The organism is Pseudoalteromonas lipolytica, assembly GCF_003515105.1.
Taxonomy (GTDB): Bacteria; Pseudomonadota; Gammaproteobacteria; order Enterobacterales; family Alteromonadaceae; genus Pseudoalteromonas; species Pseudoalteromonas lipolytica.
Genome location: NZ_CP032090.1, coordinates 3,112,636 through 3,137,541 on the forward strand (window position 1 = coordinate 3,112,636; position 24,906 = coordinate 3,137,541).

A 24,906-nucleotide genomic window follows, 5' to 3' on the forward strand; every position below is an offset into this window, starting at 1 on the left:
AATAGGGAGGCTTTTTGGTGAATACTTTATTGATCCACGTTAAGATATTTTTAAACCGCCAGTCTTTCAGGCTAAAGCCAACAAAGAGTTAAAGTATGAATGCACTAACCAGCTCAATTTTATTAGTTGATGACCACCCATTACTACGCAAAGGCCTACAACAGTTAATCGATTTAGAAGACGAACTTGTCGTCATCGGTGAGGCAGCAACAGGCAAAGAAGGGCTACAGTTAGCTATAGAGCATGATCCCGATCTCATTATTCTTGACCTTAATATGCAAGGAATGGATGGCTTAGAAACCCTTAAAGCCATGCGTGCCAGTGATGTTACATCGCGTATTATTATGCTAACGGTTTCTGATAACGATGAAGACGTGCTCACTGCAATCAGCTATGGCGCAGATGGTTACTTACTAAAAGACATGGATCCTGAAGAAATTCTCGAAAAAATAAAACAAGCGGCACTGGGTAAAATGGTGCTGAGTGAAAAGCTCACAGGGGTACTCGCCCAAGCTATCCGCAAACCTGATGTATCGCAAAAAGCGAACATCCTCAATTCACTCACTAGCCGTGAATTTGAAATCCTCAAGTTAATTGCGAAAGGGTTATCAAACAAGTTAATCGCACGAGAATTAGATATTTCTGATGGCACCGTTAAAGTGCATGTAAAACACCTGCTGAAAAAGCTAAACCTGCGCTCACGTGTTGAAGCTGCCGTGTGGATAATCAATCAGCAAAAAGGGGCTTAATAATGAATCAGTTTTCGAGTGAGCAGCCCCTGCTCTCTTTTCAACACGCTAGCGAAGCACTTTTATCAGACACGCCGTTATTAGTTAAAACAGAGACACTGCCTTTATCGGCTGCTCATCGTCGTATTCTTGCTGCACCGATTATCGCCGACATTAATGTGCCTAACGCAGATAACTCAGGAATGGATGGTTTTGCATTTCGTTTTAGTGACTTAAATGAACACACACATTTAAATATTATTGGCACTGCCTATGCCGGGCATCCATTCAACGGCGAATGGCAATCAGGTTGCTGCATACGCATCATGACAGGCGCACATATTCCGGCTGGTTTTGATACGGTGATAATGCAAGAACATGTCACGGTCTCCACTGAACAAACAATCACTTTAAACACTAAGCCTTGCTTTGCACAAAATGTACGTAAACAAGGTGAAGATATCAGTATCGGCAGCCAATTATTTGCATCAGGGCAACGCTTAACAGCCACAGATATCGGTATGCTTGCCTCGCTTGGTATTGCCTCTGTTAGCGTTTATAAGCCACTTAAAGTGGGGGTTATTTCTACGGGCGATGAACTTTTTGAACCCGGCACGCCACTTTCACAAGGTGGAATTTACGATACTAACCGTTACACGATTCAGGCTATTTTAACTAATTTAGGCTTTGCGGTGCAGGATTTTGGCATCATTGCTGACGACCCTGACGCGCTAAAGTTGGCTTTTGAAGAAGCACTTTCAAATACCGATGTCATTATTACCTCGGGTGGTGTGTCGGTCGGTGATGCTGATCACACAAAAACAGTGCTCACAGAGCTTGGTCAAATGCAGTTTTGGAAAGTAGCAATAAAGCCAGGTAAACCATTCGCATACGGTCATTTTAAGCATTTAACACAAGACGGCCACAACAAGCGATTTATGGGATTACCAGGCAACCCGGTTTCAAGTGTTGTGACATTGCATCAACTCGCGATACCTGCGCTTCGTAAAATGGCTGGTGAAACAGTGCGTACACAGCCTCCCCTTCAGTTACCTTTAGCGTGTGATATTAGTAAAAAACAAGGTCGCGCTGAATTTATTCGTGCTTCATTAGTTGTCGATAACACAGGAACCTATATTGAGCCTTTAAAAGGACAAGGTTCTGGCATGCTCAGTACTTTTGCAAAAAGCCAAGGTTATTTATTGCTTGATGCTGAAAAAACTCAGTGGCAAAGTGGCGACTTAGTGCCCTTTATTCCTTTTGATTGTGCATTAAATTAGAAGCAAAGCAGTCAAATGCAAACACGTAAACCTGACCGCGTCACCGCCATGCAGCAATTAATCGAGCAGGTAAAAGTAGAGCTTCCCTTATACGAACCTGATACCTTTTTTTGTGGCACCGATAACTCGTGTATCGGCTGCCCTAAAAAGCTAATGGAGTTGGTTGATACCGAACTATGCTACTGGGAACACCAGCTGCAAATAGGCACAATCCCTAATTTTGACGATATTTCTCGATTCGCGAAGCTCTGCAAAAATGTAAAACGCGGTTTAGTAAGAAATAACTTAGTCGATAGTTAACCGTGTAATGCGTCCGCTTTACCTATTAAAAACCACGTTTCATCTAATTTAGGCTGTAGTTGATTAAATGATAAGCGCGTGATCCACACATGCAATGATGCGGGTTTATGCACACCGTCTTGTTCGCTGTTAGCGAGCCTTACTTTCACCAACATACCTTGCTCTTTTCCCATATTAACGGGGTAAAACGCCGTGATCCGCACTTTTAATTGGTTCACAAAACTACTCTCTGGTAGTGCTATTTTTGATAAACCCAGACGATTTGCTTTCAGTATTAATGGCTGCAAACGCCCTATTTGATGCTCTGAATTATACGCAGCAAAGCAGCGCTGCCCGCCAACGTGATACTCCGTTAAGCCCAGCGCAGGAAAGTGAGCATGAACCTGTCCGTAAAACATAGAGGTAAATTGACTTCCCTGTATGTTCTCACTCGATTGGCTCTCTAGTAACTGCTGCTGATAACGCTCAACACCTTCATCCACAGGGAACATTTGCCACTGTGTACTATTGTTTATCGTATGCTGCAATAAGCAGCTATCAGCTAAAGCTAATACATCATCCAGTTGGTGGCATGCTAACAAAGCAGCACCTTGCACTTTACAAAGGTAGTCTTTTATAACCCTTATACAGGCTTGCTTATTAAGTTGATCGAGACCGGTAAGCACTTCATCTAATAATAATAAAGGCGCTCCTTTTATCATCGCAAGCAAAAGCGCAACGCGCTGGCGCTGTCCACCACTTAATTGGTGAGCCCGATACACTAGTTTGTCGGTCAGCCCTAAGGGGTCTATTGCCCAACTTATATCAAATGGCTGCGCTTGTTGCTTAGCAACCAACTTTAATAAAGCGGCAATGCTTAGGTGGTCAAATAACAAAGGAGACTGTGTTACGTAAGCGATGCGGCGCTTATGTGCTGGCATACCTAACTGCTGCTGCCCTGTTACTTTTAACCCGCCAGAAGCAGGAGCAACACCCGCAATTGCATTAAACAAACTGCTTTTACCTGTACCACTTGGGGCTAATAACACCGTTATTTGCAAGGTCTTAAGCTGACAATCAAGTTGCTGAGTAACAGGCTCTGAACAATTAAGTTCAATATGCGCAACCACAGGCTTAGACGTACACTGTGGGTCTGAAATACCCATGCTGCTGTCGCTATTTAATGCCATCATCTGTTTAAACCTATTCAAAGCAAGCTGGTTGGTGTACTTACATGCTGCGTTTGCCTTTGCCACCATTGACATGCAAACACAACGGCAAATGAGAACACGAGCATCAGCCCTGCAAGCATATTTGCAGCCTGAAGATTAAAACTCTCAACATGATCAAATAACGCCAGTGACACAACTTGAGTTTCTCCTGGAATATTACCGCCAATCATTAAAATAACACCAAACTCCCCCACCGTATGGGCAAAGCTTAAAGTCGCAGCGGTATAAATAGCCGGTTTAATCATGGGGAGTACTAACCATAAAAACTGCTTCCATGGCTTAAAGCCCAATAAGGCAGCACTGCTGTATAAGTTATCTGGCAATTGTTCAAATGCACTTTGTAAGGGCCGAAAAGTAAAAGGTAAGCTGTAGATCATCGACGCCACTAAAATCCCCGAAAAGCTAAAGACTAACTGTATACCCAAGGTATTTTGCAGCCATAAACCGATACCTTGTTGCGGCGAAAATAACACTAAAAAGTAATACCCTAATACCGTAGGAGGCAAAACTAAAGGCAAGGTAATTAAGGTTTCGAGGAAGGGTTTTATGGCCCGTTTACTTCGCGCAAGCCAATATGCGCAGGGAATCGTTATTACTAACAACGCCAGCGTACTTAACGCAGCAAGTTTTAACGTAATAAAGATGGCTTGCAAGTCTCCCTCGCTCATAGTATTACCTATAGCCCATTGATTTTATTAACTGTTGTGCCTGTTCAGTTTGAACAAAATGATAAAACTGACGCGCAAACACTGAGTCTTTTACTAATAAAACATGCTGCTCAATTGGCTGATACCACTCACTGGGAATGGCGATAGCCGTGCCATTATGTGGTTGTTGCAGTAGGCTTTTTGCAATTAAGCCTAACTCTGCATTTTGGCTTTCAACATATTGAAAAGCATGCAAAATAGATCCCCCCGTTACTGTTTTTTTCGGCTTGGTTTGTAAGTGAGCCAATACCTCAACCGCAGCCTGTCCATAAGGTGCATAACGTGGATTCGCAATAGCTAAAGTAATATGGGGCAAACGTGTCATAACGCCTTCCAAACTGTCATAGCCCTCGGACGAATAAAACACCAATTCGCCAAGCGCATACACTGTGCTTTCAATGCCAAAACCATCGGTTTTTAGTTGTGTAGGTAATATTGCATCGGCTGAAAAAAATACGTCATAAGGGGCTCCATAACGAAGCTGTGTTGCGAGTGTGCCTGACGAGCCAGTCACCACTTTAACCTGTATATCGGTTTTAACCTGTGCTTTAAATACTGGCAGCAACTGATCCATTACAGCGACAAAGTTAGCCGAGCAAGCAATCGTTAGCGAAGAGGATGTGTCTTTATCATTAGCGCTTGCAGGCGAAACACAGCACAATAAAACCAGCACAGTCGCTATCGTGTATGTGGTTAGTTTATTTGTTAGCCACTGCATTGTTTCAACCCTACAGCCACTGGGCAGCCGCTATTTGATCTTTATGATTGGCACTCACCCAACGAGTCTGCTCTCCTTCAACGTGCTCTTTTTTCCAAAATGGCGCACGCGCTTTAAGTAAATCAATTAAATACTGTGCCGCTTCAAATGCAGCTTCGCGGTGGACACTCGACACTGCCACCAGCACAATTTGATCTGTTAAGCTTAATTTACCAACGCGGTGAATTAAGGTTACCTTTTCCAAAGGCCATAATGACAACGCTTGCTGCTCTAACTGGGTAAGGTATTTCTCTGTCATCGCCGGATAATGCTCTAGATATAAACTATCAACTTGGTGGCCTTGATTAATGTCGCGAACACGGCCTACAAACATAACCACGGCGCCCGACACCGAGTCGTCAGCTAACATGGATTGATACTCTTCGTTCATATCGAAATCATGTTCTTGTACACGGATCATCACTAACCTCCAGTGACAGGTGGAAACATAGCAACCTCATCGCCAGTGCCGACCGCAGCATTATCATCAACCAAAATTTGGTTTACGGCCACTAACACATCTTTATCGAGTAACCAGGTGTGCCAACGCTCATCTCGTTCAGCCAATGTTTGGCGTAACTGCCTAACCGACATACCTTGTGCATCTAGTTGCACCGAGTCACAGCCTAAACGTTCACGTAACTGTGCAAAAAAAAGTACCTTATTCATACATACTCCCCTTAATTAGCCAATATAGGTGCCGCGTCTGCCACCACTTTTATAGGTAACTCGCATGTTCTGTACTGTCATGCCTTGGTCAACCGCTTTACACATATCGATAATAGTGAGTGCTGCAATCGATACCGCAACTAACGCTTCCATTTCAACCCCGGTTTGCCCAACTAACTTGCAATAACTGTGAATATCAACCGCACAGCCTTGGTTGTTAATAGAAAACTCAACCGCCACTTTACTTAACGCCAACGGATGGCAAAGGGGGATCAAATCAGCTGTTTTTTTTGCTGCTTGAATTCCTGCAATACGTGCGACAGCTAATACATCGCCTTTGTCTAACTGATTTTGCTCAATAAGAGCGAGCGTTTCTGGCTGCATCACGACCGTTGCGCATGCACGCGCTTCTCGCACTGTTGCTGATTTATCTGCAACATCAACCATGCTTGCTTGACCACTTTTATCTATGTGCGTTAACTGCATTAATTCATCTCCCGAGAATGGCACTGTTCAACACGATGTGATTTAAGCTCTGCTACAAAATTACATGGCCCACACCGCGAATCGAGTTGCTGACATAAAATCTCATCCCAGGCGGTAGCACACGCATTTGGGCTACCCGGCATAGCAACAACAAGGGTTCTATTCGAAAGCCCTGCTAACGCTCTGGATTGCAGTGATGAGGTGCCAATTTGCGAACAAGACAAATGCCTGAATAACTCACCAAAACCGCTCACAGACACATCAAATAACACATCAATTGCCGAAGGCGTAATATCATCCGGTGTCAGTCCAGTGCCACCAGAAATCAGTACCACGTCAATATCGTCACTGGCTATCCATGTAGCGACTTCCGCGCGTACTTTATAAATATTGGCTTTATGTAATTGTCGATTAAGCACATGATGCCCACTGTCTATGACTTTTTGCTGCAACAAATCACCCGCAGTGTCTTGCTCAGGGCCTCGACTATTACTCACTGTTAAAATCGCTATGTTTAATGGTACAAAGCGGTTGCTTTTTACTCGCGCCATGCGTAATCCTTTTGATCAACCAAACAACGAGCCTGTGCCCATTGTTGTGGTGTATTAACGTTATATAGTTCACGACCCTCGCCATTTGACTCAAACAATTCAATGACGGCCGCTCCAAGCTCTTCAAGTAAACCACTGACAGAGCGCTGCCCATGCTCTAAACGTTGCTGGGCAATTAAACTCGCGCGTTCAAGCCGATTGAGGTAACAAGGCAATACACTGTGTGCAAAGTAACAGGCACAATCTCGTCTGCGCCCTTGGTTGATAAGGGTGCGTAAAGTTGTTTTAGATAGCAGCGGCATATCAATAGGAATAACAAGCGCATCATCATACTCAGCGTGATTCAAACAGGCATGAATACCTGCAACAGGTCCTTGCTGTACAAATTTATCAACGATAAAACCGCTGCTATTTCGACTCACAATGACCTCATCGCAGCCCGCGTCTTTAAGGCAAGCAATCGCGCGTGTTAATTGCGTTTGACCATTAATTTCAAGTAAAGCCTTATCTTGCCCCATGCGGCGAGAAAGCCCTCCAGCCAGAACAATACCCACTAACATACTAACCCCCTAACATAGCCAGTTGTTTGGTCAGCCCTGTTCGTCCCATTTGTAATTGATGGCCTTGCCATTTATGTTGAACACTGCTTAAAAGGTGAGTGGCTAAGCCTCTAACATCTTGATTATCTAACCATGGCGTTAAGTCATCATTTGCTTCACCAAATAAACACAAATGCAATTTGCCTTCAGCAGAGACGCGTAAGCGGTTGCAGCTTGCACAAAATGCCTTACTGTAAGGCATGATCAAGCCAATTTGACCCGCATAGTGAGGGTGAAAAAATTCTTCGGCTGGGCCCGCATCCACCGCTTTGGGGGCTGCTCGCCAACCCGACTGTAAAAGCTGTTGTTTAAGTTGCTGACCTTGTACATGTTGGGCATTGAAATAAGCCCGGTTATCACCGGTTTGCATCAGTTCAATGAAACGAAATGTGACAGGCTTATCTTTAATATAATCAAGAAATTGCTGTAATTGGTTGGCATTGTATTGCTTGAGTAAGACCGCGTTTAATTTAACTTTTTTAACACCCAGCTCTAAGGCTTTATCAACACAGCTAAGTACTTCATGTAATGAGTCACTGCCGGTGATTTGCGAAAATGTATAAGGATTCAAGCTATCGGCGCTCAGGTTTAGGTTTGTTAAACCACTGGCCACTAAACGAGGAAGTTTTTCAAGTAAGCGATAGCCATTGGTTGTCATTGCAACGGTATCAATACCTTGGGTTTCACTGCATGCTCCGACGATATCGGCAAGATCTTTGCGCAAAGTAGGCTCGCCGCCAGTTAAGCGTATTTTTTTAGTACCCGCCATCGCAAAGGCGTTTACCAAGGTGCTAATTTTATCAACACTGAGGGTTTTCGGACGAGCATCACACACGTAGCCATCCGGTAAGCAGTAATTACATTTAAAATTACAGACTTCCGTTACTGACAAGCGTAAGTAATTATATTTTCTATCAAAATTATCTTGCAACATCACAGCCTTTCCAAGTCGGGAGGCAAACAAATTTCTTTATTTACCCGGTGGTCACCCACGGTACATTAACCATGCTAAAAACTAGTTTAGGTCGATGTACTTCAGCATCTTGGATACAGCTTAGAGAGTTTGCATTTGCATCACCATACAAAAGAATGGGCAGACAAACTACCCACAAATAAGTAATTTACAGCAACAAGCCCACTATCAATCATGCGCTTATACATTATAAAATCTTTAAATCACTGATACAGATCTTTACCGCCGACAGGCAAAAACGTCAGTTTTACTTGTGTCCCCTGCTCTTCTCGAGGTAATACCACTAACTCACCATTAAGGTGTTTGGCTCGCTCTTGCATAATAGCCATGCCATAATGGTTTAATTTCTCTGCATTGTGGCTAATCCCTACGCCATCATCACTAATAGCAAGCTCTAATTGACCATCATCAAGTTGCTTTAAGGTGATCCACGCATTGTTCGCCTGTGAATGGTGCACGGTGTTTTGGCTTGCCTCTCGTGCAATTTGTAAGATATGAATTTCTTCCATTGGTGATAAAGGCACTTGCTTAACGGCAAACTCTAAATGAAACGAAATGCTGCTTTGCGAGGCTAACTGATCAATGGTTTTATTCAGCGATGCCTCTAACCCCTCTTCCACCATTTTTAAACGAAAAGTGGTTAATAGTTCACGTAATTGCCGATATGCAGAATCTAACCCCATTTTAAGTTCATCAATAATCGGCTGCTGCATATCATATTGCTGCTTATTCTGCGTTTTCGACAAGCGCGTCACTTGAATCTTCAAATACGATAATGCTTGTGCTAAAGAGTCATGTAACTCACGCGCAATCACCGTACGCTCATGGAGTAACGCGATACGACGGTCTTGATTATGCTGCTCGTCAAGGTTAAGCGACAAGGCAACTTGGTCGGTCACCGACTGAACAAGCTGTAACTGCCAAGAATCTTCGGCAAAGCATTTGCCTCCACGCACAACAATCACACCGTAATGGTTATCCCCATACACTAATGGAAAGCGTGTTACGGTGCAGTCATCAATTGATACAAATGCAGCGCTCCCAATACAGTTATCACAACTTTGAGCGCGGCATGCTCCCTTGTCATCGTGTGTTGGTTTTATTTGTACATACGGCTGGTCGCCACCCGATGTCATTAAGCATAACTCAATGTCATTAACGCCAATGAGTTGCGACAACTCATCAAACGTTTGCTGTAAGTCATGCTTTTTTTCTCTGGTTTCCAGTAGCAAACGGGCTGTTTTAAACAAAAACGCAAGGGTCTGATTATTTAACTCAAGCTTTTCAGTTTGCTGCTTTACGCGTAATTCAAGTTGGCCATACATTGATGCTATCGCCTCGCAGGTATGGTTCAAGGTGGCTCCCATTAACGCCAGTTCGTCATCGCCCTGTAAATCAACATGATGCGTAAAATTTCCTTTCCCGATAGCGTAGGCAGCGTGAGTCAGTTCAGCCAAAGGCTTTTCAACCCTTAAACTGATTAAATGCAAGGTAAACATGCCCACCAATAAGGTAATAAACAACGCGCCAACTTGAATAGTGCGCAGTAATCTAATTTTGCTTTCAGCATCTATTTGCACCGCATAAACAAATGCATCAGCATTTTGAGCGAGTGTTTTTACATAGAGATTAAATTGAGCCTTATCTTCTATCGGTAGGTTAAGCAGTGCTGGCTTTAGGAATGATTGCCAATGAACAATGGTTTGCTGCCACAACACATTTAACTGTTCATCATTTTGTAGCTTCTGAAAAATGGGGTTTCTTAGTTTTTCTTCAAATATTGCAATGCGTTTATCTATTTCCTGTTTGTTTCCTTCAAGGCCGTACATTCCCAGCTGATACGACTCCATTCTCAGCGAGCCACTCAAATTAATTGCGCGAGCATCTAAGTCGGCTAATTCTGTGATCCAATACGATGCAAACAAGGTCGTAATGGCCAGACTAATAATCCCGACCAATGACCCTTTGATATACACCATGACCGAGCCATTAAATCGATTTTTTAGTTCATTTAACCGAATACCCACAATAATTACCCACCTTTTCTATGTTACGAAACCATAACGCTTGTATGTTATCAACACCAGTATTTTCACCCTAACAGCCCCACATTTACACTACCTCTTTGTAGGTATTCTCATAATATTCATGGCCTTACCCCCCATTGAGATATTGATCCTCATCAAGTTACTGTAGCGGTGAAACACTATATTTGATTTGCAATGTAGCTTTCTGCCGCTTCAAGGTGCCTAGTGATTGAGCGCTAAAGTTGAGCAGGATAGGAGAATAAGTAAATGAGCCATTTGTTGAATAAAATGCGCTTTTTCAAGACTAACAAGCAAAGCTTTGCGGGTAGTCACGGTGTAACAACTGATGAAAATCGCGATTGGGAAGACGGCTATCGTCGTCGCTGGCAGCATGACAAAATTGTACGCTCTACACATGGTGTAAACTGTACAGGTTCATGCAGTTGGAAAATTTATGTAAAAGATGGGCTAGTTACCTGGGAAACTCAGCAAACAGACTACCCTCGTACACGTCCTGACTTACCAAATCATGAACCTCGTGGTTGTCCTCGTGGAGCAAGCTACTCGTGGTATATTTACAGTGCCAACCGCTTAAAATACCCTAAAGTTCGTCAAGCATTATTAAAACTGTGGCGCGAAGCTAAGCAAGTACATAGTGATCCAGTTAAAGCATGGGAATCAATTGTTACTGACCCTGCTAAAACGAAAAGCTACAAGTCAAAACGTGGTTTAGGTGGCTTGATCCGTGCTAAATGGGATGAAGTGAACGAGATCATCGCGGCTTCTAATGTTTACACCGCAAAAACGTACGGCCCCGACCGTATCATGGGATTCTCACCTATTCCTGCAATGAGCATGGTTAGCTACGCGGCTGGTTCGCGTTATTTATCACTGATTGGTGGTAACTGCTTAAGCTTCTATGACTGGTATTGTGATTTACCACCTGCATCGCCACAAATTTGGGGTGAACAAACAGACGTTCCAGAATCAGCTGATTGGTATAACTCAAATTATATCATTGCTTGGGGCTCAAATGTTCCACAAACACGTACTCCTGATGCTCACTTCTTCACTGAAGTACGCTACAAAGGCACCAAAACGGTTGTTATTACTTCTGACTACTCTGAGTGCTCTAAATTATCAGATATTTGGTTATCGCCAAAACAAGGTACCGATGCCGCTCTGGCAATGGCCTTTGGACATGTAATTCTAAAAGAATTCCACATTGAAAAACCAAGTAGTTATTTTACCGACTACGTTCGCCGCTACACCGATATGCCTATGCTTGTCGTGTTGGATAAAACCGACCAAGGCTACACACAAGGTGCCTTCTTACGTGCAGCAGACTTGGCTGATAACTTAGGCCAAGACAACAACCCGAAATGGAAAACCATTGGTCTTGATGAAACAAGCAATGAACTTGTCTCACCAACGGGGGCTATTGGCTATCGTTGGGGTGAAAAAGGCAAGTGGAATATTGAGCAACGTGAAGGAACAAACGGCAGCGATATCAAGTTAGCGCTCAGCTTAAAAGATCACTCAGATAAAGTTGAATCAGTATTATTCCCTTACTTTGGTGGCCAAGCACATGAACTTGGTTACTTCCAACATACTGAGCATGACGATATTCAAGTTCGTAAAGTCCCTGTTAAAACAATTACCCTCAAAGATGGTAGCGAAGCACTCGTTGCCACCGTATTTGACTTAATGATTGCGCATTACGGCGTTGACAACGGCTTGGACGACCCTGCGGTTGCAAAATCATATGAAGACAATGTGCCGTATACACCGGCATGGCAAGAAAAAATCACCGGTGTTAACGCGGCTCACGTAATCCAAGTAGCGCGTGAGTTTGCCGATAACGCAGACAAAACTCGTGGCCGTAGCATGGTCATCGTGGGTGCTGGACTTAACCACTGGTACAACATGGATATGAACTACCGTGGCTTAATCAACATGCTGATGATGTGTGGCTGTGTGGGTCAATCAGGTGGTGGCTGGGCTCACTATGTAGGCCAAGAAAAGTTACGTCCACAATGTGGCTGGTTACCGCTTGCGTTTGGTTTGGATTGGCAACGTCCACCGCGTCAAATGAACGGGACGTCTTTCTTCTATAACCATTCTGATCAATGGCGTTATGAAAAACTTGAAATGACCGAAGTGCTGTCTCCTTTAGCAAATAAAGAGAACTGGACTGGCTCAATCATTGATTACAATACACGTGCAGAACGCATGGGCTGGTTACCTTCTGCCCCTCAACTTGGCATGAACCCACTGCAACTGTGTAAAGATGCAGAAAAAGCAGGATTATCAGCTAAAGATTATGCAGTGCAGCAACTTAAATCAGGTGATTTAGACTTTGCATGTGAAGACCCTGATAACCCTAAAAACTTCCCGCGTAACATGTTTATTTGGCGCTCTAATTTACTGGGTTCATCGGGTAAAGGTCACGAATACATGCTGCGTCATTTCCTTGGTACTAAGCATGGCTTGCAAGGTAAAGATCTTGGCGAAAGCGGAGATAAAAAACCTGAAGACGTTGTATGGCATGAAGATGCGCCAGAGGGCAAAGTTGATTTATGGGTCACACTCGATTTCCGTATGTCAACGACCTGTTTGTATTCCGATATCGTGTTACCAACCGCAACTTGGTACGAAAAAGATGATATGAATACATCCGACATGCACCCATTCATTCACCCACTTTCAAAAGCGGTTGATCCAGTGTGGGAATCACGTTCGGATTGGGATATTTTCAAAGGCATTGCGAAAAAATTCTCTGACTTATGTGAAGGTCACTTAGGCGTTGAGAAAGATTTAGTAACATCGCCACTCATGCACGACACGCCAAGCGAGTTAGCCCAGCCAGACGGCATTAGTATGTGGTGGAAAGGCGAATGCGATCTGATCCCTGGTGTCACAGCACCCAATATGATCGAAGTTGAGCGCGACTACCCTAATACCTACAACCGCTTTACCTCTCTTGGGCCACTGCTCGAGAAACTCGGTAATGGGGGTAAAGGTATTAATTGGAATACAGACCAAGAAGTGAAGTTTTTAGGTGAGTTGAATTACACGCACACCAGCGAAGGCCCACAAAAAGGTCGTCCAAAAATAGACACCGCTATTGATGCAGCTGAAGTCATTTTAAGTCTTGCTCCTGAAACCAATGGTCATGTTGCTGTTAAAGCGTGGCAAGCATTGGGTGAGTTCACGGGTCGCGACCATACACACTTAGCAACCCCTAAAGAAGATGAAAAAATTCGCTTCAGAGATATTCAAGCACAACCACGTAAAATCATCAGCTCGCCAACATGGTCAGGGCTTGAAGATGAGCATGTGTCTTACAACGCAGGCTATACCAATGTGCATGAACTGATCCCTTGGCGTACCGTTACCGGCCGTCAACAATTTTACCAAGATCACCAATGGATGCGTGACTTCGGTGAAACCATGGTGTCGTACAAACCACCTGTAAACTTAAAAACTACTCAACCATTATTAGATAAAAAACCTAATGGTAATAAAGAGTTAGTTTTAAACTGGATTACGCCACACCAAAAATGGGGGATTCACTCAACCTACTCAGACAACCTACTTATGCTGACATTAAGCCGTGGTGGTCCGATTGTTTGGATCAGTGAAACGGATGCCACAGAAGGGGGTATTAAAGATAACGATTGGATCGAAATCTTCAATGTAAATGGTGCCATTGCAGCACGTGCCGTCGTATCACAGCGTGTACCACAAGGTATGAGCATGATGTACCACGCACAAGAGCGCATTGTAAACACACCAGGCTCTGAGATATCAGGAACTCGAGGCGGTATTCATAACTCAGTTACCCGCGCCATCATGAAACCAACCCATATGATTGGGGGTTATGCACAGCAATCATACGGCTTTAACTACTACGGTACTGTGGGCTGTAATCGTGATGAGTTTGTAATTGTCCGTAAGATGGACAAGGTTGATTGGCTAGATAACGAGTAACCGAGGATAAAATTATGAAAGTACGTGCACAAATTGGCATGGTCCTAAATTTAGATAAATGCATCGGTTGCCATACCTGTTCAATCACTTGTAAGAATGTATGGACTAGCCGAGAAGGTGTTGAATACGCTTGGTTTAACAACGTAGAGACCAAACCGGGTATTGGTTATCCGAAAGAATGGGAAAACCAGAGCAAATGGAATGGTGGCTGGAAACGCAACAGTAAAGGCGTATTAGAGCCCAAACAAGGTAATAAACGCCGTTTATTAGCTAATATTTTTGCTAATCCAGATTTGCCTGAAATTGATGATTACTACGAGCCGTTTGATTTTGATTATCAACATCTGCATAACGCACCTGATAGCAAGCACCAACCGGTTGCTCGCCCTCGCTCGTTAATTACGGGTCAGCGTATGGAGAAAATCAACTGGGGACCTAACTGGGAAGAGATTCTCGGGACTGAATTCTCAGAGCGTAAAAAAGATAAAAACTTTGACGACGTAGTACAAAAAGACATTTACGGGCAATTTGAAAAAACCTTCATGATGTATTTACCACGCCTGTGTGAGCACTGCATCAACCCAGCCTGTGTTGCTAGCTGCCCTTCTGGTGCGATTTATAAACGTGAAGAAGATGGCATTGTCTTAATTGACCAAGACAAATGCCGTGGCTGGCGGATGTGTGTATCAGGTTGTCCGTATAAGAAAATTTACTACAACTGGAAATCGGGTAAATCAGAGAAATGTATTTTCTGTTTCCCTCGAATCGAAGCAGGTCAACCCACCGTGTGTGCTGAAACCTGTGTAGGTCGAATTCGTTACTTAGGCGTCTTACTTTATGATGCAGACCGCATAGAAGAAGTTGCAAGTGTACCGAATGAGCAAGACTTATACCCTGCACAGCTTAGTATGTTCTTAGATCCGAACGATCCTGAGGTCATTGAAGCAGCACGCAAAGAAGGGATCCCTGAAAATTGGTTAGAGTCAGCACGCCAATCTCCTGTCTATAAAATGGCAATGGACTGGAAAGTAGCACTGCCTCTGCACCCTGAATACAGAACCTTGCCAATGGTTTGGTATATTCCACCATTGTCGCCGATTCAATCAGCGACAGAGGCTGGTCATGTTGGCATGAATGGCGTTATTCCTGACTTGAAGTCATTACGTATCCCCATGCGCTACCTTGCTAACTTACTTACGGCAGGTGATGAGAAGCCCGTTGTACGAGCACTTGAACGCATGATTGCTATGCGCGCTTTCAAACGTTCGCAACAAGTCGATGGCGTTGAAGATCTCGAAGTACTTCAGCAAGTTGGACTAAGCGCTGACCAAGTTGAGCAAATGTATCGTTATATGGCGATTGCCAATTACGAAGACCGCTTTGTGATACCCACCAGTCATAAATCGTATGCTGAAGATGCCTACGATATGAAAAATGGCTGTGGTTTCAGCTTTGGTAATGGCTGTAGTGATGGTAACAACGGCGTAAATTTATTTGGTGCCAAAAAAGCCACCGTGAAACAAATTATCCCCGTTGAGATCAAGGAGTAAGTTATGCAAGTTTTAAGTGTATTTTCTCATTTACTTGATTACCCGACTGCTGAGCTTGTAGAAGCGAAAGATGAGCTAATTAGCACACTTAAGCAAAGTTCACTAACAGAGCAAAATCAACGTGCTGTCTGTGATTTTATCACCACACAATGCGAAAAAGACATACTCGACTGGCAAGCAGAGTATGACGGATTGTTTGAACGTGGACGCGCGCTTGGTCTGTGGCTTTTTGAACATGTTCACGGCGAAAGCCGTGACCGTGGTCAAGCTATGGTCGACTTAGTAGAGCAATATAAACAGGCAGGTTTAGAGTTAAGTCAAAATGAACTACCTGACTACATTCCCCTGTTTTTAGAGTTCTTAGCAACCCAAGGTGAGGAGAATGCTCAGTCTTGGTTAGTTGAAGTTGATCATATTTTTGGTCTGCTATTGTGCCGACTCGAAAAACGAGAGAGTAACTACTCATTACTGTTTTTAAGCTTGCTAGAGCTTGCACAGAGTGACCTAGACCTCGAGGTATTACGCAAGCAAATCAACGGTGAAAAGCGCGACGATACGAAACAAGCAATTGACAAAGAATGGGAAGAAGAAGCCATTACTTTTGGTGCACAAGATGCAACTAACTGCCCAAGTTCAGTCAATCGCCCTGACGAAACTCAGCGCAAAGATCAATATGTTCCAGTTAGCTGGACTGACTTTAATCAAGAAGCCAGTTAAGGAGTTCATCATGAGTTATTTAAACACCTTTTTCTTTGGGATTTACCCCTATATCGCCTTAGCCGTGTTTGTTATTGGCTCGGTAATACGTTACGACCGAGAGCAGTACACATGGAAAACAGGCTCAAGCCAACTACTTGAAAGCAAAAAACTCAAGCAAGGCAGCCGCGCATTTCATATTGGTATCATTATGGTATTGCTCGGCCACTTTGTAGGCTTACTCACACCAGCAGAAGTATGGCATGTGTTTGGTATTGAAGCGGGTCACAAGCAACTGATTGCCATGACGTTAGGCGGTGTGTTTGGTTTGATTTGTTTTTACGGTCTAACCATTTTAATCAAACGCCGCTTATATGAACCGCGCATTAGAGCCACCAGCAGTAATATGGATATTGCAATTTTACTGCTGTTATACGTGCAGTTAATTTTAGGTTTATTGTCAATTTTTGTCTCAGCAGGTCATTTAGATGGTGCAGAAATGCTACTCCTAATGAGCTGGGCACAAAACATTGTGACCTTTGATTTAACCGAAGCAACCGCAGCAATTGCACAAGTACATTGGATTTATAAGCTACATGTTGCACTAGGTATGACGTTATTTGTGGTATTCCCATTTAGTCGCTTAGTTCATATTGCCAGCGTACCGGTACAATATTTAGGCCGAAACTACCAAGTGGTTCGTAGCAAATCTTAACCTATCATGCCCTGTTTCGACAGGGCATTCCCCCTCGAGGTCGATATGATTAACGTTAATCAACACACTATTAGCGAAACACAAATTCTTAATGAAATGCAGTATCACCCAGCCGACGATCATCGCGCTGCGATGGTAGAGGCGGCACAGAGTTTGATCATTGGCGAATTGTTACAACAACGCGCACAAGCGCTAAATATCAATCTAGATACGCACGCTTCAGACACCGACGAGCAACGCCAAAATAAATTGCTCGAAAAACTTATCGCTGCAGAAGTGCAACTGCCCCGTGCCAGCGCGACTGAGTGCGAACATTATTATCAACAAAACAAACCCAAGTTCACTACACCTCCCCTCATTGCAGCAAAACATATTTTACTTGCAGCACCGAGTAGTGATGAAAAAGCGCGAAGTCATGCGCTGAACCAAGCCGAAAACCTGCTTAACGCACTCTCGCAAGGCGCTTCTTTTAGTGAGCTTGCACAGCAATATTCAAAATGTGATTCGGCTCAGTTAGGAGGCCAACTTGGTCAAATAACAAAAGGGCAAACCGTCAGCGAGTTTGAACGTCAAGTATTCAGTGCTGATGTTGGCTTAATTGCTCACCCTATTGAAACCCGTTTTGGTTATCACCTTGTTTATGTTGATCATAAAGAGCCTGGGCTGCAACTGCCTTTTGAAGCCGTGGAGTCACGTATTGAGGACTACCTGAATAAAAAAGTAGAGCGCAAAGCCATCGCGCAATATATCCAACTATTAATTGCTGACGCCGATATTGAAGGCTTCGACTTTAATGTCAGCAGCAGTCCGCTTGTACAATAAAATAAAGGAAAACACATGAGTTGTTGTGGAGCCTGTGGTGGGCAAGAGAATACAAAACCAACCGATCAAGACAATACGCCAAGTGAGCATGCTTTGGCGGATACCGCAAAGCACAAAGATGAGGGGCAAGCAGTCCCTGACAATGAAGACGAGTAATCTCACTGAAACTTGAGCACAACGCGTCAAATAAAGTACACTGTAGAATACAGTAAAGGCTTGTTGGAGTATTCGCTCCTACAAGCCTATTTATTTTCAATAGAGACAGATCATGGCGCAAACTCGCGGAAATTTATTTATCTTATCGGCCCCTTCAGGCGCAGGTAAATCAAGCTTAATTAGTGCATTACTAAACAAACACAGCGATATGAAAGTATCGGTTTCACACACAACTCGTTCACCTCGCCCAGGTGAAGAAAACGGTGTGCATTATCATTTTGTGTCGGTTGAGGAATTTAAAGCACTGATTGAAAAGAATGATTTCTTTGAATGGGCGCAAGTGTTCGATAATTACTACGGCACTTCAAAGCAAGCAATTGAGACTCAGCTTGCAGCAGGCATTGATGTATTTTTAGATATTGACTGGCAAGGTGCACAGCAAATTCGTAAATTAGTCGAAGATGTTGAAACCATTTTTATTTTGCCCCCCTCAAAAGAAGAGCTTGAATCACGCTTAACGAACCGCGGCCAAGATTCGAGTGAGGTTATTGCAGGAAGAATGGCCAAAGCCCAGTCTGAAACCTCTCATTACAATGAATATGATTACGTTGTAGTAAATGACGACTTCGACACAGCCCTTGCTGAAATCGAAACAATTGTTATGGCAAAACGTTTATCACTCAAGAGCCAAGCACAGCGCCATCAAACGCTTTTAGATAATTTATTAAAGTAAGACACGCGTTAATTAACGAATAGAGATAAAAATTAACCACTAGCTATTGGCGAATCTGACTTGGTGCAGTAAACTACGCCTTTGCTTAAGAATTTATTTGGAGTGCTAAGATGGCTCGCGTAACTGTTGAAGATGCAGTAGATGCAATTGGTAATCGTTTTGACTTAATTTTAGTTGCGGCTCGTCGTGCCCGCCAAATCGCGGTAGGTGGAAAAGATCCACTTGTTGACGCAGAAAATGACAAGCCGACAGTCATTGCTTTACGTGAAATTGAGAAAGGGTTAGTAAATAGCTCATCAATGGACTTAATTGATCGTGAAGAACAACAACACCAAGAAGCAGCAGAAATGGCTGCAGTGGCTGCTATCGTAGGTGGCAACCAATAATCAAGCTCCCCGCTTTGATTTCGCTAAACGGCTAGTATTTCAGCACTAGCCGTTGGCAAGCCCTTCTTTTCATCGTATATTCTATTCATACCGTTACCGATTTACTTCATTTGCGCATTGGAGTGTGACTTTGTATCTTTTTGAAGGTCTAAAAAAGAAAATATCCGAATATTTGTCTCCCGCCGATATCGAGCTGGTGCAAAAAGCTTACGTGGTTGCTCGTGAAGCCCACGAGGGTCAAACACGTTCAAGTGGCGAGCCCTACATTACTCACCCTGTCGAAGTGACACAAATTCTTGCTGGCATGCATCTCGATCACGAAACTTTAATGGCAGCATTAATGCATGACGTGATTGAAGACACCGACTTTAGCCAACAAGATTTAGCTGAGATTTTTGGCGATACGGTTGCCGAATTAGTTGAAGGCGTTAGTAAACTCGATAAGCTGAGCTTTAAAGACAAAAAAGAATTCCAAGCGGAAAACTACCGTAAAATGATCATGGCAATGACACAAGACATTCGCGTGATCTTAATTAAGCTGGCAGACAGAACGCACAATATGCGCACACTCGGCGCACTTCGTCCCGACAAGCGTCGTCGTATTGCCCGCGAAACACTCGAAATTTATGCGCCAATTGCAAATCGTTTAGGTATTCACGACATTAAAAATGAGCTGGAAGATTTAGGCTTTCAGGCACTCTATCCTATGCGTCATCGCGCTTTGAAATCTGAAGTGATCAAAGCCCGCGGTAATCGAAAAGAAGTCATCAGTAACATTAAAAGTGAAATCGAAGCACGCCTTGAAGAGGCTGGTATCGACGCCACGATTTCTGGGCGTGAGAAACACCTCTACAGCATCTATAAAAAAATGCTGAACAAAGAGCTCTCTTTTAACGAAGTCATGGATATTTACGCGTTTCGTATCAATGTAGATAACATGGATACCTGTTATCGCGTTTTAGGTGTTGCGCACAACTTGTATAAGCCAATTGAAACGCGCTTTAAAGATTACATTGCGGTGCCAAAAACCAATGGTTATCAATCATTGCATACATCATTAGTGGGCCCACATGGCATTCCGGTCGAAATTCAAATTCGTACCCACGATATGGATCATATGGCCGACAAAGGGGTTGCCGCTCATTGGATGTATAAAAAAGCCGGTGATAGCGCAGGTCACACCGCACAACAGCGTGCACGCCAATGGATGCAAAGCTTACTTGAGCTACAACAAAGTGCTGGGTCATCGTTTGAGTTCGTAGAAAACGTTAAAACCGAGCTATTCCCTGAAGAGATTTATGTTTTCACGCCAGATGGCCGTATTGTTGAACTGCCCATGGGGGCAACCGCCGTTGACTTTGCCTATGCAGTGCATACCGATGTAGGTAATACCTGCGTGGGGGCACGTGTAAACCGCAAACCGCATCCACTGAGTAAAGCGCTTGATACGGGTCAAACCGTCGAAGTTATTACCAGTTCTGGCGCACACCCTAACGCCACGTGGCTCAACTTTGTGGTAACAGGTAAAGCCCGCTTAGGGATTCGTAACTACCTTAAAAGCCAACAGCACGAAGAAGCCTTGTTACTAGGGCGTCGCTTACTCGACTCAGCCCTTGGTGAGCAAAAACTGGATGACATTCCAGATGAAAATATTCGCCGCGTGCTTCAAGAACATGAACTGAATACCGTATTAGAGCTGTTGGTCGAAATAGGCTCTGGTAACTTAATGAGCGTCTTAATTGCCAAGCGCCTAATGCAAGTTGAGGCCGACGACCTTAATGCGCTTGCCAGAAAAGCCAAAGCGACCATTATCGGCACCGAAGGTATGCTCGTTAATTACTCTAAGTGCTGCCGTCCCGTTCCTGGAGATGCCATCACCGCTCATATCAGCCAAGGTAAAGGCTTAACGGTTCACCGCCAAGAATGTAAGAATATTCGCGGCTGGGAGAATGAACGTTCGAAATACTTGGTTGTAAAATGGGACGATAATCCCGAGAAAGAATACATTGCCGCCCTTCGTATTGAAATTATCAATCATCAAGGGGCACTCGCTAAGCTCACCAATGTCATCGCCTCAACCCAAGCAAACATTGTCGAGATAGCCACCGACGAAAAAGAAAGTAATCTATACATGATAGACTTAGGCATTACCGTGAAGAACCGTGTTCACGTTGCCAATATTATGCGTCGCATTCGTGTGATGCCAGATGTACAAAAAGTCTACCGTAAAAAGTAACAAGGATAATCATGAACAAATCTTTTATTTCTACTGACAATGCACCCGCAGCAATCGGCACTTACAGCCAGGCTGTTAAAGTAGGTACCGCTGTTTACTTATCAGGTCAAATTCCTCTTGTACCAGAAACAATGGACGTTATTTCTGAAGACTTTACAGAGCAAACACATCAAGTATTTAAAAACCTAACGGCTGTTTGCCAAGCCGCGGGTGGTCAAATTCAAGACATGGTTAAAGTCAATATTTTCCTGACTGACCTATCAAACTTTGCAATTGTTAATGAAGTGATGAGCCAGTACTTTAAACAACCTTATCCAGCTCGCGCTGCAATTGGCGTGCGTGCACTACCTAAAGGCGTGCAAGTTGAAATTGACGGTATTATGGAATTACCTTCAACGAACTAATACACACAGTGCCAGCAACCCCCTTGCTGGCACTTTTTTAGACAAAGTTACTATTTTCCTCAGCCGAAGTTCTTGACTCACAAACCATTCTCTAGCAATCTGTGTAGTAATAATAATTAGAAACCTTTAACTATTGTAGTACAAAAGGATCCCCCACGTGTTTAAGCTGGCTCATAATGGAAACGTCTTATTAGATGTTCACGAACACTCACCACCCAGTGCTGCGTTTATTATCGAAGCATTAGAAAAGTCATCCTTCTGCGAATGCAGAGTGGATCATGATGCGATCAATAACTTTTTTAAAAATAAATCTACTGAACGTATGCTCGTTGTAGCTTCAAAGCATGATGCAAGCCTTGAGCTATCATTAAGTGATGACAAAATGCTGGCCACTGGTGAGTTGACTATCGCTGAAGGCGGCAAAGCCCTAACCCTTGAAAACGCGAAAAAAGAACTCATTAAAGCCGGCGTAGCACGGGGTTATAAACAAGCATTTTTAGAACAGTTATTACAAAAACAGTTTGAGCTTCCCGCAGGCACTAAAACCAAAGGCGTATTAGCAAAAGGCCGCTTGCCCATTGATGGCCAGCCCTCAAAACTAGTGCCGCAAGTAGAAACGTTAAAAGACCGTTTAAAACAGCCCAAACTACGTGAAGATGGCACCGCCGACATGCGTGACTTTGGTAAGTTAGCCAGCGTAGAGCCGGGTGTACTGCTTATAAAACAAGTGCCTGCCACTCCCGGTAAAGAAGGGTTTACTGTCACCGGTGATGTGCTACCAGCTAAAGCTGGTGAGAGCCATGCCTTAGTTGCAGGTGAAGGCACTGAGATTTCAAAAAACAATCCGCTGGAGCTGATTTCAGTGATCGCAGGGGTGCCTGTTGATATTGCCAATGGCATGCGTGTAGATGACATTTTTACGATTGCTGATGTTAACGTTAAAAGTGGCCATGTTGATTTTGAAGGCAGTGTCATCGTAACCCATAACGTTGAACCCGGCATGCGCATAAATGCGAAAGGCGACATTACCGTCATGGGAACCGTTGAGTCAGGTCACTTAACTGCGGCAGGCGATATCACCATAAAACAAGGTGTAATAGGCCACCAGCTCGATGATAAAAGCTTATCTTGTCATATTGTTTGCCAAGGCGACATTCATCTATCTCATGGTCAATACAGCTACCTTGAAGGGAATAACATTATCATTGACCGCCAATCAAGCCATTGTGTGATGAAAGCCGCTAAGTTGCTGCAGTTAGGCAAAGAAGACAACCCTCAAGGTAAGTTATTTGGGGGCACTATTTTAGATGCACAAATGGTGATAGCAGGTGAAATTGGTAATGAATCAGGTGCCAAAATGGTTATTAACCTCGCGGCCTCTGGCGCACAAGTCACCGCACAAACCGATCAGTGTTTAAAAGACCTAGCACAAACCGACTCACAGCTAGATAACTTGCAAGAAGCCATTGAAAAAGCCGACCAAGTCAAAGACGCTGAAAAGAAAAAGCTGTTATTGGCTAAGATAGGCGCTACACAAATGCATTACTGTGAACAAGCAGAGCAACTCGAGAAAAAGCTCTCAAACTTAGAGCTTCATTTACATGAACTGCTTGAAGGCGCACAACTCGTCGTTAATAAAACATTGCACTCGGGAGTTGAGATCCATATTTTCGATAAGGTGTTACTCACTAACCGCCAATACCCACCTTGTAAAGTCAAACTCGAAGAAAGCAAAATTGAAGTAGAGTTTAAAACAAGTTAAAAAAAAGAGGCTTAAAGCCTCTTTTTACCAGGGTCATTAATCTTTAAACTAAAGAATTCCTTCAACTTGCTGCTTTAACTGCTCAGGCCACACGCCGACCTGCACTTGCCCGATATGGTGCTTTTGTAATAGCAGCATCGCTAAACGAGACTGACCAATACCGCCACCAATCGTTTGTGGGAACTTTTTCGCTAATAACGCTTTATGCCAATCAAATTCAAGACGCGCTTGGTCGCCCGTAATCGCCAGTTGTGTAGCCAATGCATCAGGACTTACACGAATTCCCATCGACGAAATTTCAAACGCATCTTCAAGTACTGGGTTCCACACTAGAATATCGCCATTTAAACCAGCAAACTTGCTGCAGGTTTGCGTCGACCAATCGTCGTAATCTGGCGCACGCACATCATGAATTTTACCATCTGCAAGCGCTCCCCCAATACCAATTAAAAATACCGCGCCGTATTCCTGCGCAATCGCTTTTTCACGCTGTTTCGCAGTGAAATCAGGGTACATTTGGCGTAATTGTTCACTGTGAACAAAAGTAATTTTTTCAGGTAAAAATGGGGGGATATCAAACTCACTTGCAACATAACGTTCAGTCGCTTTTATCGCTTGATAAAGTAACGTTACTGTTTCTTTAAGTTTATCTAAAGTACGTTCAGTGCTTTCGCAAATCACTTTTTCCCAGTCCCATTGGTCAACATACACTGAATGAATCGGGCTTAATGACTCTTCGTCTGGGCGTAATGCTTTCATGTGAGTATAAAGCCCTTCACCGACAGAGAAATCATACTCGGCAAGCGTTTTACGCTTCCATTTAGCGAGTGAATGCACCACTTCAAACTGGCTACCAGGAATCGTTTTCACCGCCACCGATACAGCATTTTCAGTTCCACTCAAGTTATCTTGAATGCCATCACCTACTTTTGCCAAGATAGGGGCTTGCACCTCAACTAAGCCAAGTTGTTGCTCTAATTGACTCGAAAAAAACTGTTTTACTTTACTAATTTGCTGCTGTTGCTGCAGGTAGTGTGAACTCATAATAATTGGCCTCATTCCCAGTTATTGTTACTTGCTTATAGAGAACTAAAATCTCTTCGTTAAAACAATCCTCAACCAAATGAAGATTATTTTCAATAACCCGCAACAAAAAGAACTTAAC

25 protein-coding genes and 1 riboswitch are annotated in these 24,906 nt (G+C 43.6%); of the genes, 14 read left to right on the forward strand and 11 right to left on the reverse strand.

The window, feature by feature from the left end:
* Positions 1–95: 95 nt before the first annotated feature.
* The 3 genes from narL to D0907_RS13995 are packed head-to-tail and all read left to right on the forward strand — an operon-like array spanning position 96 to position 2,308.
* Positions 96–749: a two-component system response regulator NarL gene (narL, locus tag D0907_RS13985; protein WP_036973040.1), complete on the forward strand. Its 654-nt coding sequence runs from the start codon at positions 96–98 to the stop codon at positions 747–749.
* A 2-nt stretch (positions 750–751) separates the two neighbouring features.
* Complete coding sequence (gene moeA, locus D0907_RS13990; RefSeq protein WP_118844638.1) at positions 752–2,008, forward strand: molybdopterin molybdotransferase MoeA; 1,257 nt, start codon at positions 752–754, stop codon at positions 2,006–2,008.
* 15 nt (positions 2,009–2,023) lie between these two features.
* Positions 2,024–2,308 (forward strand): hypothetical protein, encoded by a 285-nt coding sequence (locus tag D0907_RS13995; RefSeq protein ID WP_036973042.1) that lies wholly within the window; start codon positions 2,024–2,026, stop codon positions 2,306–2,308.
* Here the strand turns inward: D0907_RS13995 and D0907_RS14000 are convergent.
* The 10 genes from D0907_RS14000 to D0907_RS14045 form a co-directional block, all read right to left on the reverse strand.
* Complete coding sequence (locus D0907_RS14000) at positions 2,305–3,480, reverse strand: ATP-binding cassette domain-containing protein (RefSeq protein WP_162898056.1); 1,176 nt, start codon at positions 3,478–3,480, stop codon at positions 2,305–2,307. The two genes, D0907_RS13995 and D0907_RS14000, sit on opposite strands and share 4 nt — an antisense overlap.
* 14 nt (positions 3,481–3,494) lie before the next feature.
* Positions 3,495–4,187 carry a molybdate ABC transporter permease subunit gene (gene modB, locus D0907_RS14005; protein ID WP_118844640.1) on the reverse strand — a complete coding sequence of 231 codons (693 nt, stop codon included), beginning with the start codon at positions 4,185–4,187 and terminating at the stop codon, positions 3,495–3,497.
* Positions 4,188–4,191: 4 nt separating this feature from the next.
* Positions 4,192–4,944, reverse strand: coding sequence for a molybdate ABC transporter substrate-binding protein (gene modA / locus D0907_RS14010; protein ID WP_075593990.1), 753 nt, complete (start codon positions 4,942–4,944; stop codon positions 4,192–4,194).
* A 10-nt stretch (positions 4,945–4,954) separates the two neighbouring features.
* Positions 4,955–5,404 carry a molybdenum cofactor biosynthesis protein MoaE gene (locus tag D0907_RS14015; RefSeq protein ID WP_065978350.1) on the reverse strand — a complete coding sequence of 150 codons (450 nt, stop codon included), beginning with the start codon at positions 5,402–5,404 and terminating at the stop codon, positions 4,955–4,957.
* 2 nt (positions 5,405–5,406) lie between these two features.
* Positions 5,407–5,652, reverse strand: coding sequence for a molybdopterin converting factor subunit 1 (gene moaD, locus D0907_RS14020; protein ID WP_065978349.1), 246 nt, complete (start codon positions 5,650–5,652; stop codon positions 5,407–5,409).
* A gap of 15 nt (positions 5,653–5,667) precedes the next feature.
* Positions 5,668–6,138, reverse strand: coding sequence for a cyclic pyranopterin monophosphate synthase MoaC (moaC, locus tag D0907_RS14025; RefSeq protein ID WP_118844641.1), 471 nt, complete (start codon positions 6,136–6,138; stop codon positions 5,668–5,670).
* On the reverse strand, positions 6,138–6,689 hold the full coding sequence (gene moaB, locus D0907_RS14030) for a molybdenum cofactor biosynthesis protein B (RefSeq protein ID WP_036973048.1): 552 nt from the start codon (positions 6,687–6,689) through the stop codon (positions 6,138–6,140). Before moaB ends, moaC begins: the two co-directional genes overlap by 1 nt.
* A complete protein-coding gene (gene mobA, locus D0907_RS14035; protein WP_118844642.1) occupies positions 6,677–7,249 on the reverse strand; it encodes a molybdenum cofactor guanylyltransferase in 573 nt (190 codons plus the stop codon). Before mobA ends, moaB begins: the two co-directional genes overlap by 13 nt.
* A 1-nt stretch (position 7,250) precedes the next feature.
* On the reverse strand, positions 7,251–8,222 hold the full coding sequence (gene moaA, locus D0907_RS14040) for a GTP 3',8-cyclase MoaA (RefSeq protein WP_075593988.1): 972 nt from the start codon (positions 8,220–8,222) through the stop codon (positions 7,251–7,253).
* A riboswitch (molybdenum cofactor riboswitch) is annotated at positions 8,210–8,341 on the reverse strand. It overlaps the preceding gene by 13 nt.
* Positions 8,342–8,464: 123 nt before the next feature.
* A complete protein-coding gene (locus tag D0907_RS14045; RefSeq protein WP_083202715.1) occupies positions 8,465–10,288 on the reverse strand; it encodes a histidine kinase in 1,824 nt (607 codons plus the stop codon).
* Between the two features lie 267 nt (positions 10,289–10,555).
* Here D0907_RS14045 and D0907_RS14050 point away from each other — a divergent pair, with 267 nt between their 5' ends.
* The 11 genes from D0907_RS14050 (at position 10,556) to D0907_RS14095 (ending at position 23,741) form a co-directional block, all read left to right on the forward strand.
* Positions 10,556–14,281 (forward strand): nitrate reductase subunit alpha, encoded by a 3,726-nt coding sequence (locus D0907_RS14050; RefSeq protein ID WP_118844643.1) that lies wholly within the window; start codon positions 10,556–10,558, stop codon positions 14,279–14,281.
* A 14-nt stretch (positions 14,282–14,295) separates the two neighbouring features.
* On the forward strand, positions 14,296–15,831 hold the full coding sequence (gene narH / locus D0907_RS14055; RefSeq protein ID WP_036973051.1) for a nitrate reductase subunit beta: 1,536 nt from the start codon (positions 14,296–14,298) through the stop codon (positions 15,829–15,831).
* 3 nt (positions 15,832–15,834) lie between these two features.
* Positions 15,835–16,548, forward strand: coding sequence for a nitrate reductase molybdenum cofactor assembly chaperone (gene narJ / locus D0907_RS14060; RefSeq protein WP_036973052.1), 714 nt, complete (start codon positions 15,835–15,837; stop codon positions 16,546–16,548).
* Positions 16,549–16,558: 10 nt separating this feature from the next.
* Positions 16,559–17,242, forward strand: coding sequence for a respiratory nitrate reductase subunit gamma (gene narI / locus D0907_RS14065; protein ID WP_036973053.1), 684 nt, complete (start codon positions 16,559–16,561; stop codon positions 17,240–17,242).
* Between the two features lie 45 nt (positions 17,243–17,287).
* Complete coding sequence (locus D0907_RS14070; protein WP_036973054.1) at positions 17,288–18,064, forward strand: peptidylprolyl isomerase; 777 nt, start codon at positions 17,288–17,290, stop codon at positions 18,062–18,064.
* Between the two features lie 15 nt (positions 18,065–18,079).
* Positions 18,080–18,220, forward strand: coding sequence for a hypothetical protein (locus D0907_RS21060; protein WP_162898057.1), 141 nt, complete (start codon positions 18,080–18,082; stop codon positions 18,218–18,220).
* Positions 18,221–18,332: 112 nt separating this feature from the next.
* On the forward strand, positions 18,333–18,953 hold the full coding sequence (gene gmk, locus D0907_RS14075; protein WP_036973055.1) for a guanylate kinase: 621 nt from the start codon (positions 18,333–18,335) through the stop codon (positions 18,951–18,953).
* Between the two features lie 110 nt (positions 18,954–19,063).
* Positions 19,064–19,339 carry a DNA-directed RNA polymerase subunit omega gene (gene rpoZ, locus D0907_RS14080; RefSeq protein WP_036973056.1) on the forward strand — a complete coding sequence of 92 codons (276 nt, stop codon included), beginning with the start codon at positions 19,064–19,066 and terminating at the stop codon, positions 19,337–19,339.
* Positions 19,340–19,469: 130 nt separating this feature from the next.
* Positions 19,470–21,575, forward strand: coding sequence for a bifunctional GTP diphosphokinase/guanosine-3',5'-bis pyrophosphate 3'-pyrophosphohydrolase (gene spoT, locus D0907_RS14085; protein ID WP_036973057.1), 2,106 nt, complete (start codon positions 19,470–19,472; stop codon positions 21,573–21,575).
* Positions 21,576–21,586: 11 nt separating this feature from the next.
* A complete protein-coding gene (locus tag D0907_RS14090) occupies positions 21,587–21,979 on the forward strand; it encodes a RidA family protein (protein WP_036973059.1) in 393 nt (130 codons plus the stop codon).
* Between the two features lie 157 nt (positions 21,980–22,136).
* On the forward strand, positions 22,137–23,741 hold the full coding sequence (locus tag D0907_RS14095) for a DUF342 domain-containing protein (RefSeq protein ID WP_118844644.1): 1,605 nt from the start codon (positions 22,137–22,139) through the stop codon (positions 23,739–23,741).
* 48 nt (positions 23,742–23,789) lie between these two features.
* Here the strand turns inward: D0907_RS14095 and asnA are convergent, their stop codons facing one another.
* Positions 23,790–24,785: an aspartate--ammonia ligase gene (gene asnA / locus D0907_RS14100; protein WP_036973062.1), complete on the reverse strand. Its 996-nt coding sequence runs from the start codon at positions 24,783–24,785 to the stop codon at positions 23,790–23,792.
* Positions 24,786–24,906: the final 121 nt, after the last annotated feature.

Coding starts and splice junctions, on each gene's coding strand:
- moaA (WP_075593988.1), bottom strand. CDS start 8,222: ATGTTGCAAGATAATTTTGATAGAAAATATAATTACTTACGCTTGTCA.
- modB (WP_118844640.1), bottom strand. CDS start 4,187: ATGAGCGAGGGAGACTTGCAAGCCATCTTTATTACGTTAAAACTTGCT.
- moaC (WP_118844641.1), bottom strand. CDS start 6,138: ATGCAGTTAACGCACATAGATAAAAGTGGTCAAGCAAGCATGGTTGAT.
- D0907_RS14000 (WP_162898056.1), bottom strand. CDS start 3,480: ATGATGGCATTAAATAGCGACAGCAGCATGGGTATTTCAGACCCACAG.
- narI (WP_036973053.1), top strand. CDS start 16,559: ATGAGTTATTTAAACACCTTTTTCTTTGGGATTTACCCCTATATCGCC.
- D0907_RS13995 (WP_036973042.1), top strand. CDS start 2,024: ATGCAAACACGTAAACCTGACCGCGTCACCGCCATGCAGCAATTAATC.
- D0907_RS14050 (WP_118844643.1), top strand. CDS start 10,556: ATGAGCCATTTGTTGAATAAAATGCGCTTTTTCAAGACTAACAAGCAA.
- moeA (WP_118844638.1), top strand. CDS start 752: ATGAATCAGTTTTCGAGTGAGCAGCCCCTGCTCTCTTTTCAACACGCT.
- D0907_RS14090 (WP_036973059.1), top strand. CDS start 21,587: ATGAACAAATCTTTTATTTCTACTGACAATGCACCCGCAGCAATCGGC.
- narL (WP_036973040.1), top strand. CDS start 96: ATGAATGCACTAACCAGCTCAATTTTATTAGTTGATGACCACCCATTA.
- rpoZ (WP_036973056.1), top strand. CDS start 19,064: ATGGCTCGCGTAACTGTTGAAGATGCAGTAGATGCAATTGGTAATCGT.
- narH (WP_036973051.1), top strand. CDS start 14,296: ATGAAAGTACGTGCACAAATTGGCATGGTCCTAAATTTAGATAAATGC.
- modA (WP_075593990.1), bottom strand. CDS start 4,944: ATGCAGTGGCTAACAAATAAACTAACCACATACACGATAGCGACTGTG.
- mobA (WP_118844642.1), bottom strand. CDS start 7,249: ATGTTAGTGGGTATTGTTCTGGCTGGAGGGCTTTCTCGCCGCATGGGG.
- D0907_RS14070 (WP_036973054.1), top strand. CDS start 17,288: ATGATTAACGTTAATCAACACACTATTAGCGAAACACAAATTCTTAAT.
- gmk (WP_036973055.1), top strand. CDS start 18,333: ATGGCGCAAACTCGCGGAAATTTATTTATCTTATCGGCCCCTTCAGGC.
- D0907_RS14015 (WP_065978350.1), bottom strand. CDS start 5,404: ATGATCCGTGTACAAGAACATGATTTCGATATGAACGAAGAGTATCAA.
- narJ (WP_036973052.1), top strand. CDS start 15,835: ATGCAAGTTTTAAGTGTATTTTCTCATTTACTTGATTACCCGACTGCT.
- moaD (WP_065978349.1), bottom strand. CDS start 5,652: ATGAATAAGGTACTTTTTTTTGCACAGTTACGTGAACGTTTAGGCTGT.
- D0907_RS21060 (WP_162898057.1), top strand. CDS start 18,080: ATGAGTTGTTGTGGAGCCTGTGGTGGGCAAGAGAATACAAAACCAACC.
- moaB (WP_036973048.1), bottom strand. CDS start 6,689: ATGGCGCGAGTAAAAAGCAACCGCTTTGTACCATTAAACATAGCGATT.
- asnA (WP_036973062.1), bottom strand. CDS start 24,785: ATGAGTTCACACTACCTGCAGCAACAGCAGCAAATTAGTAAAGTAAAA.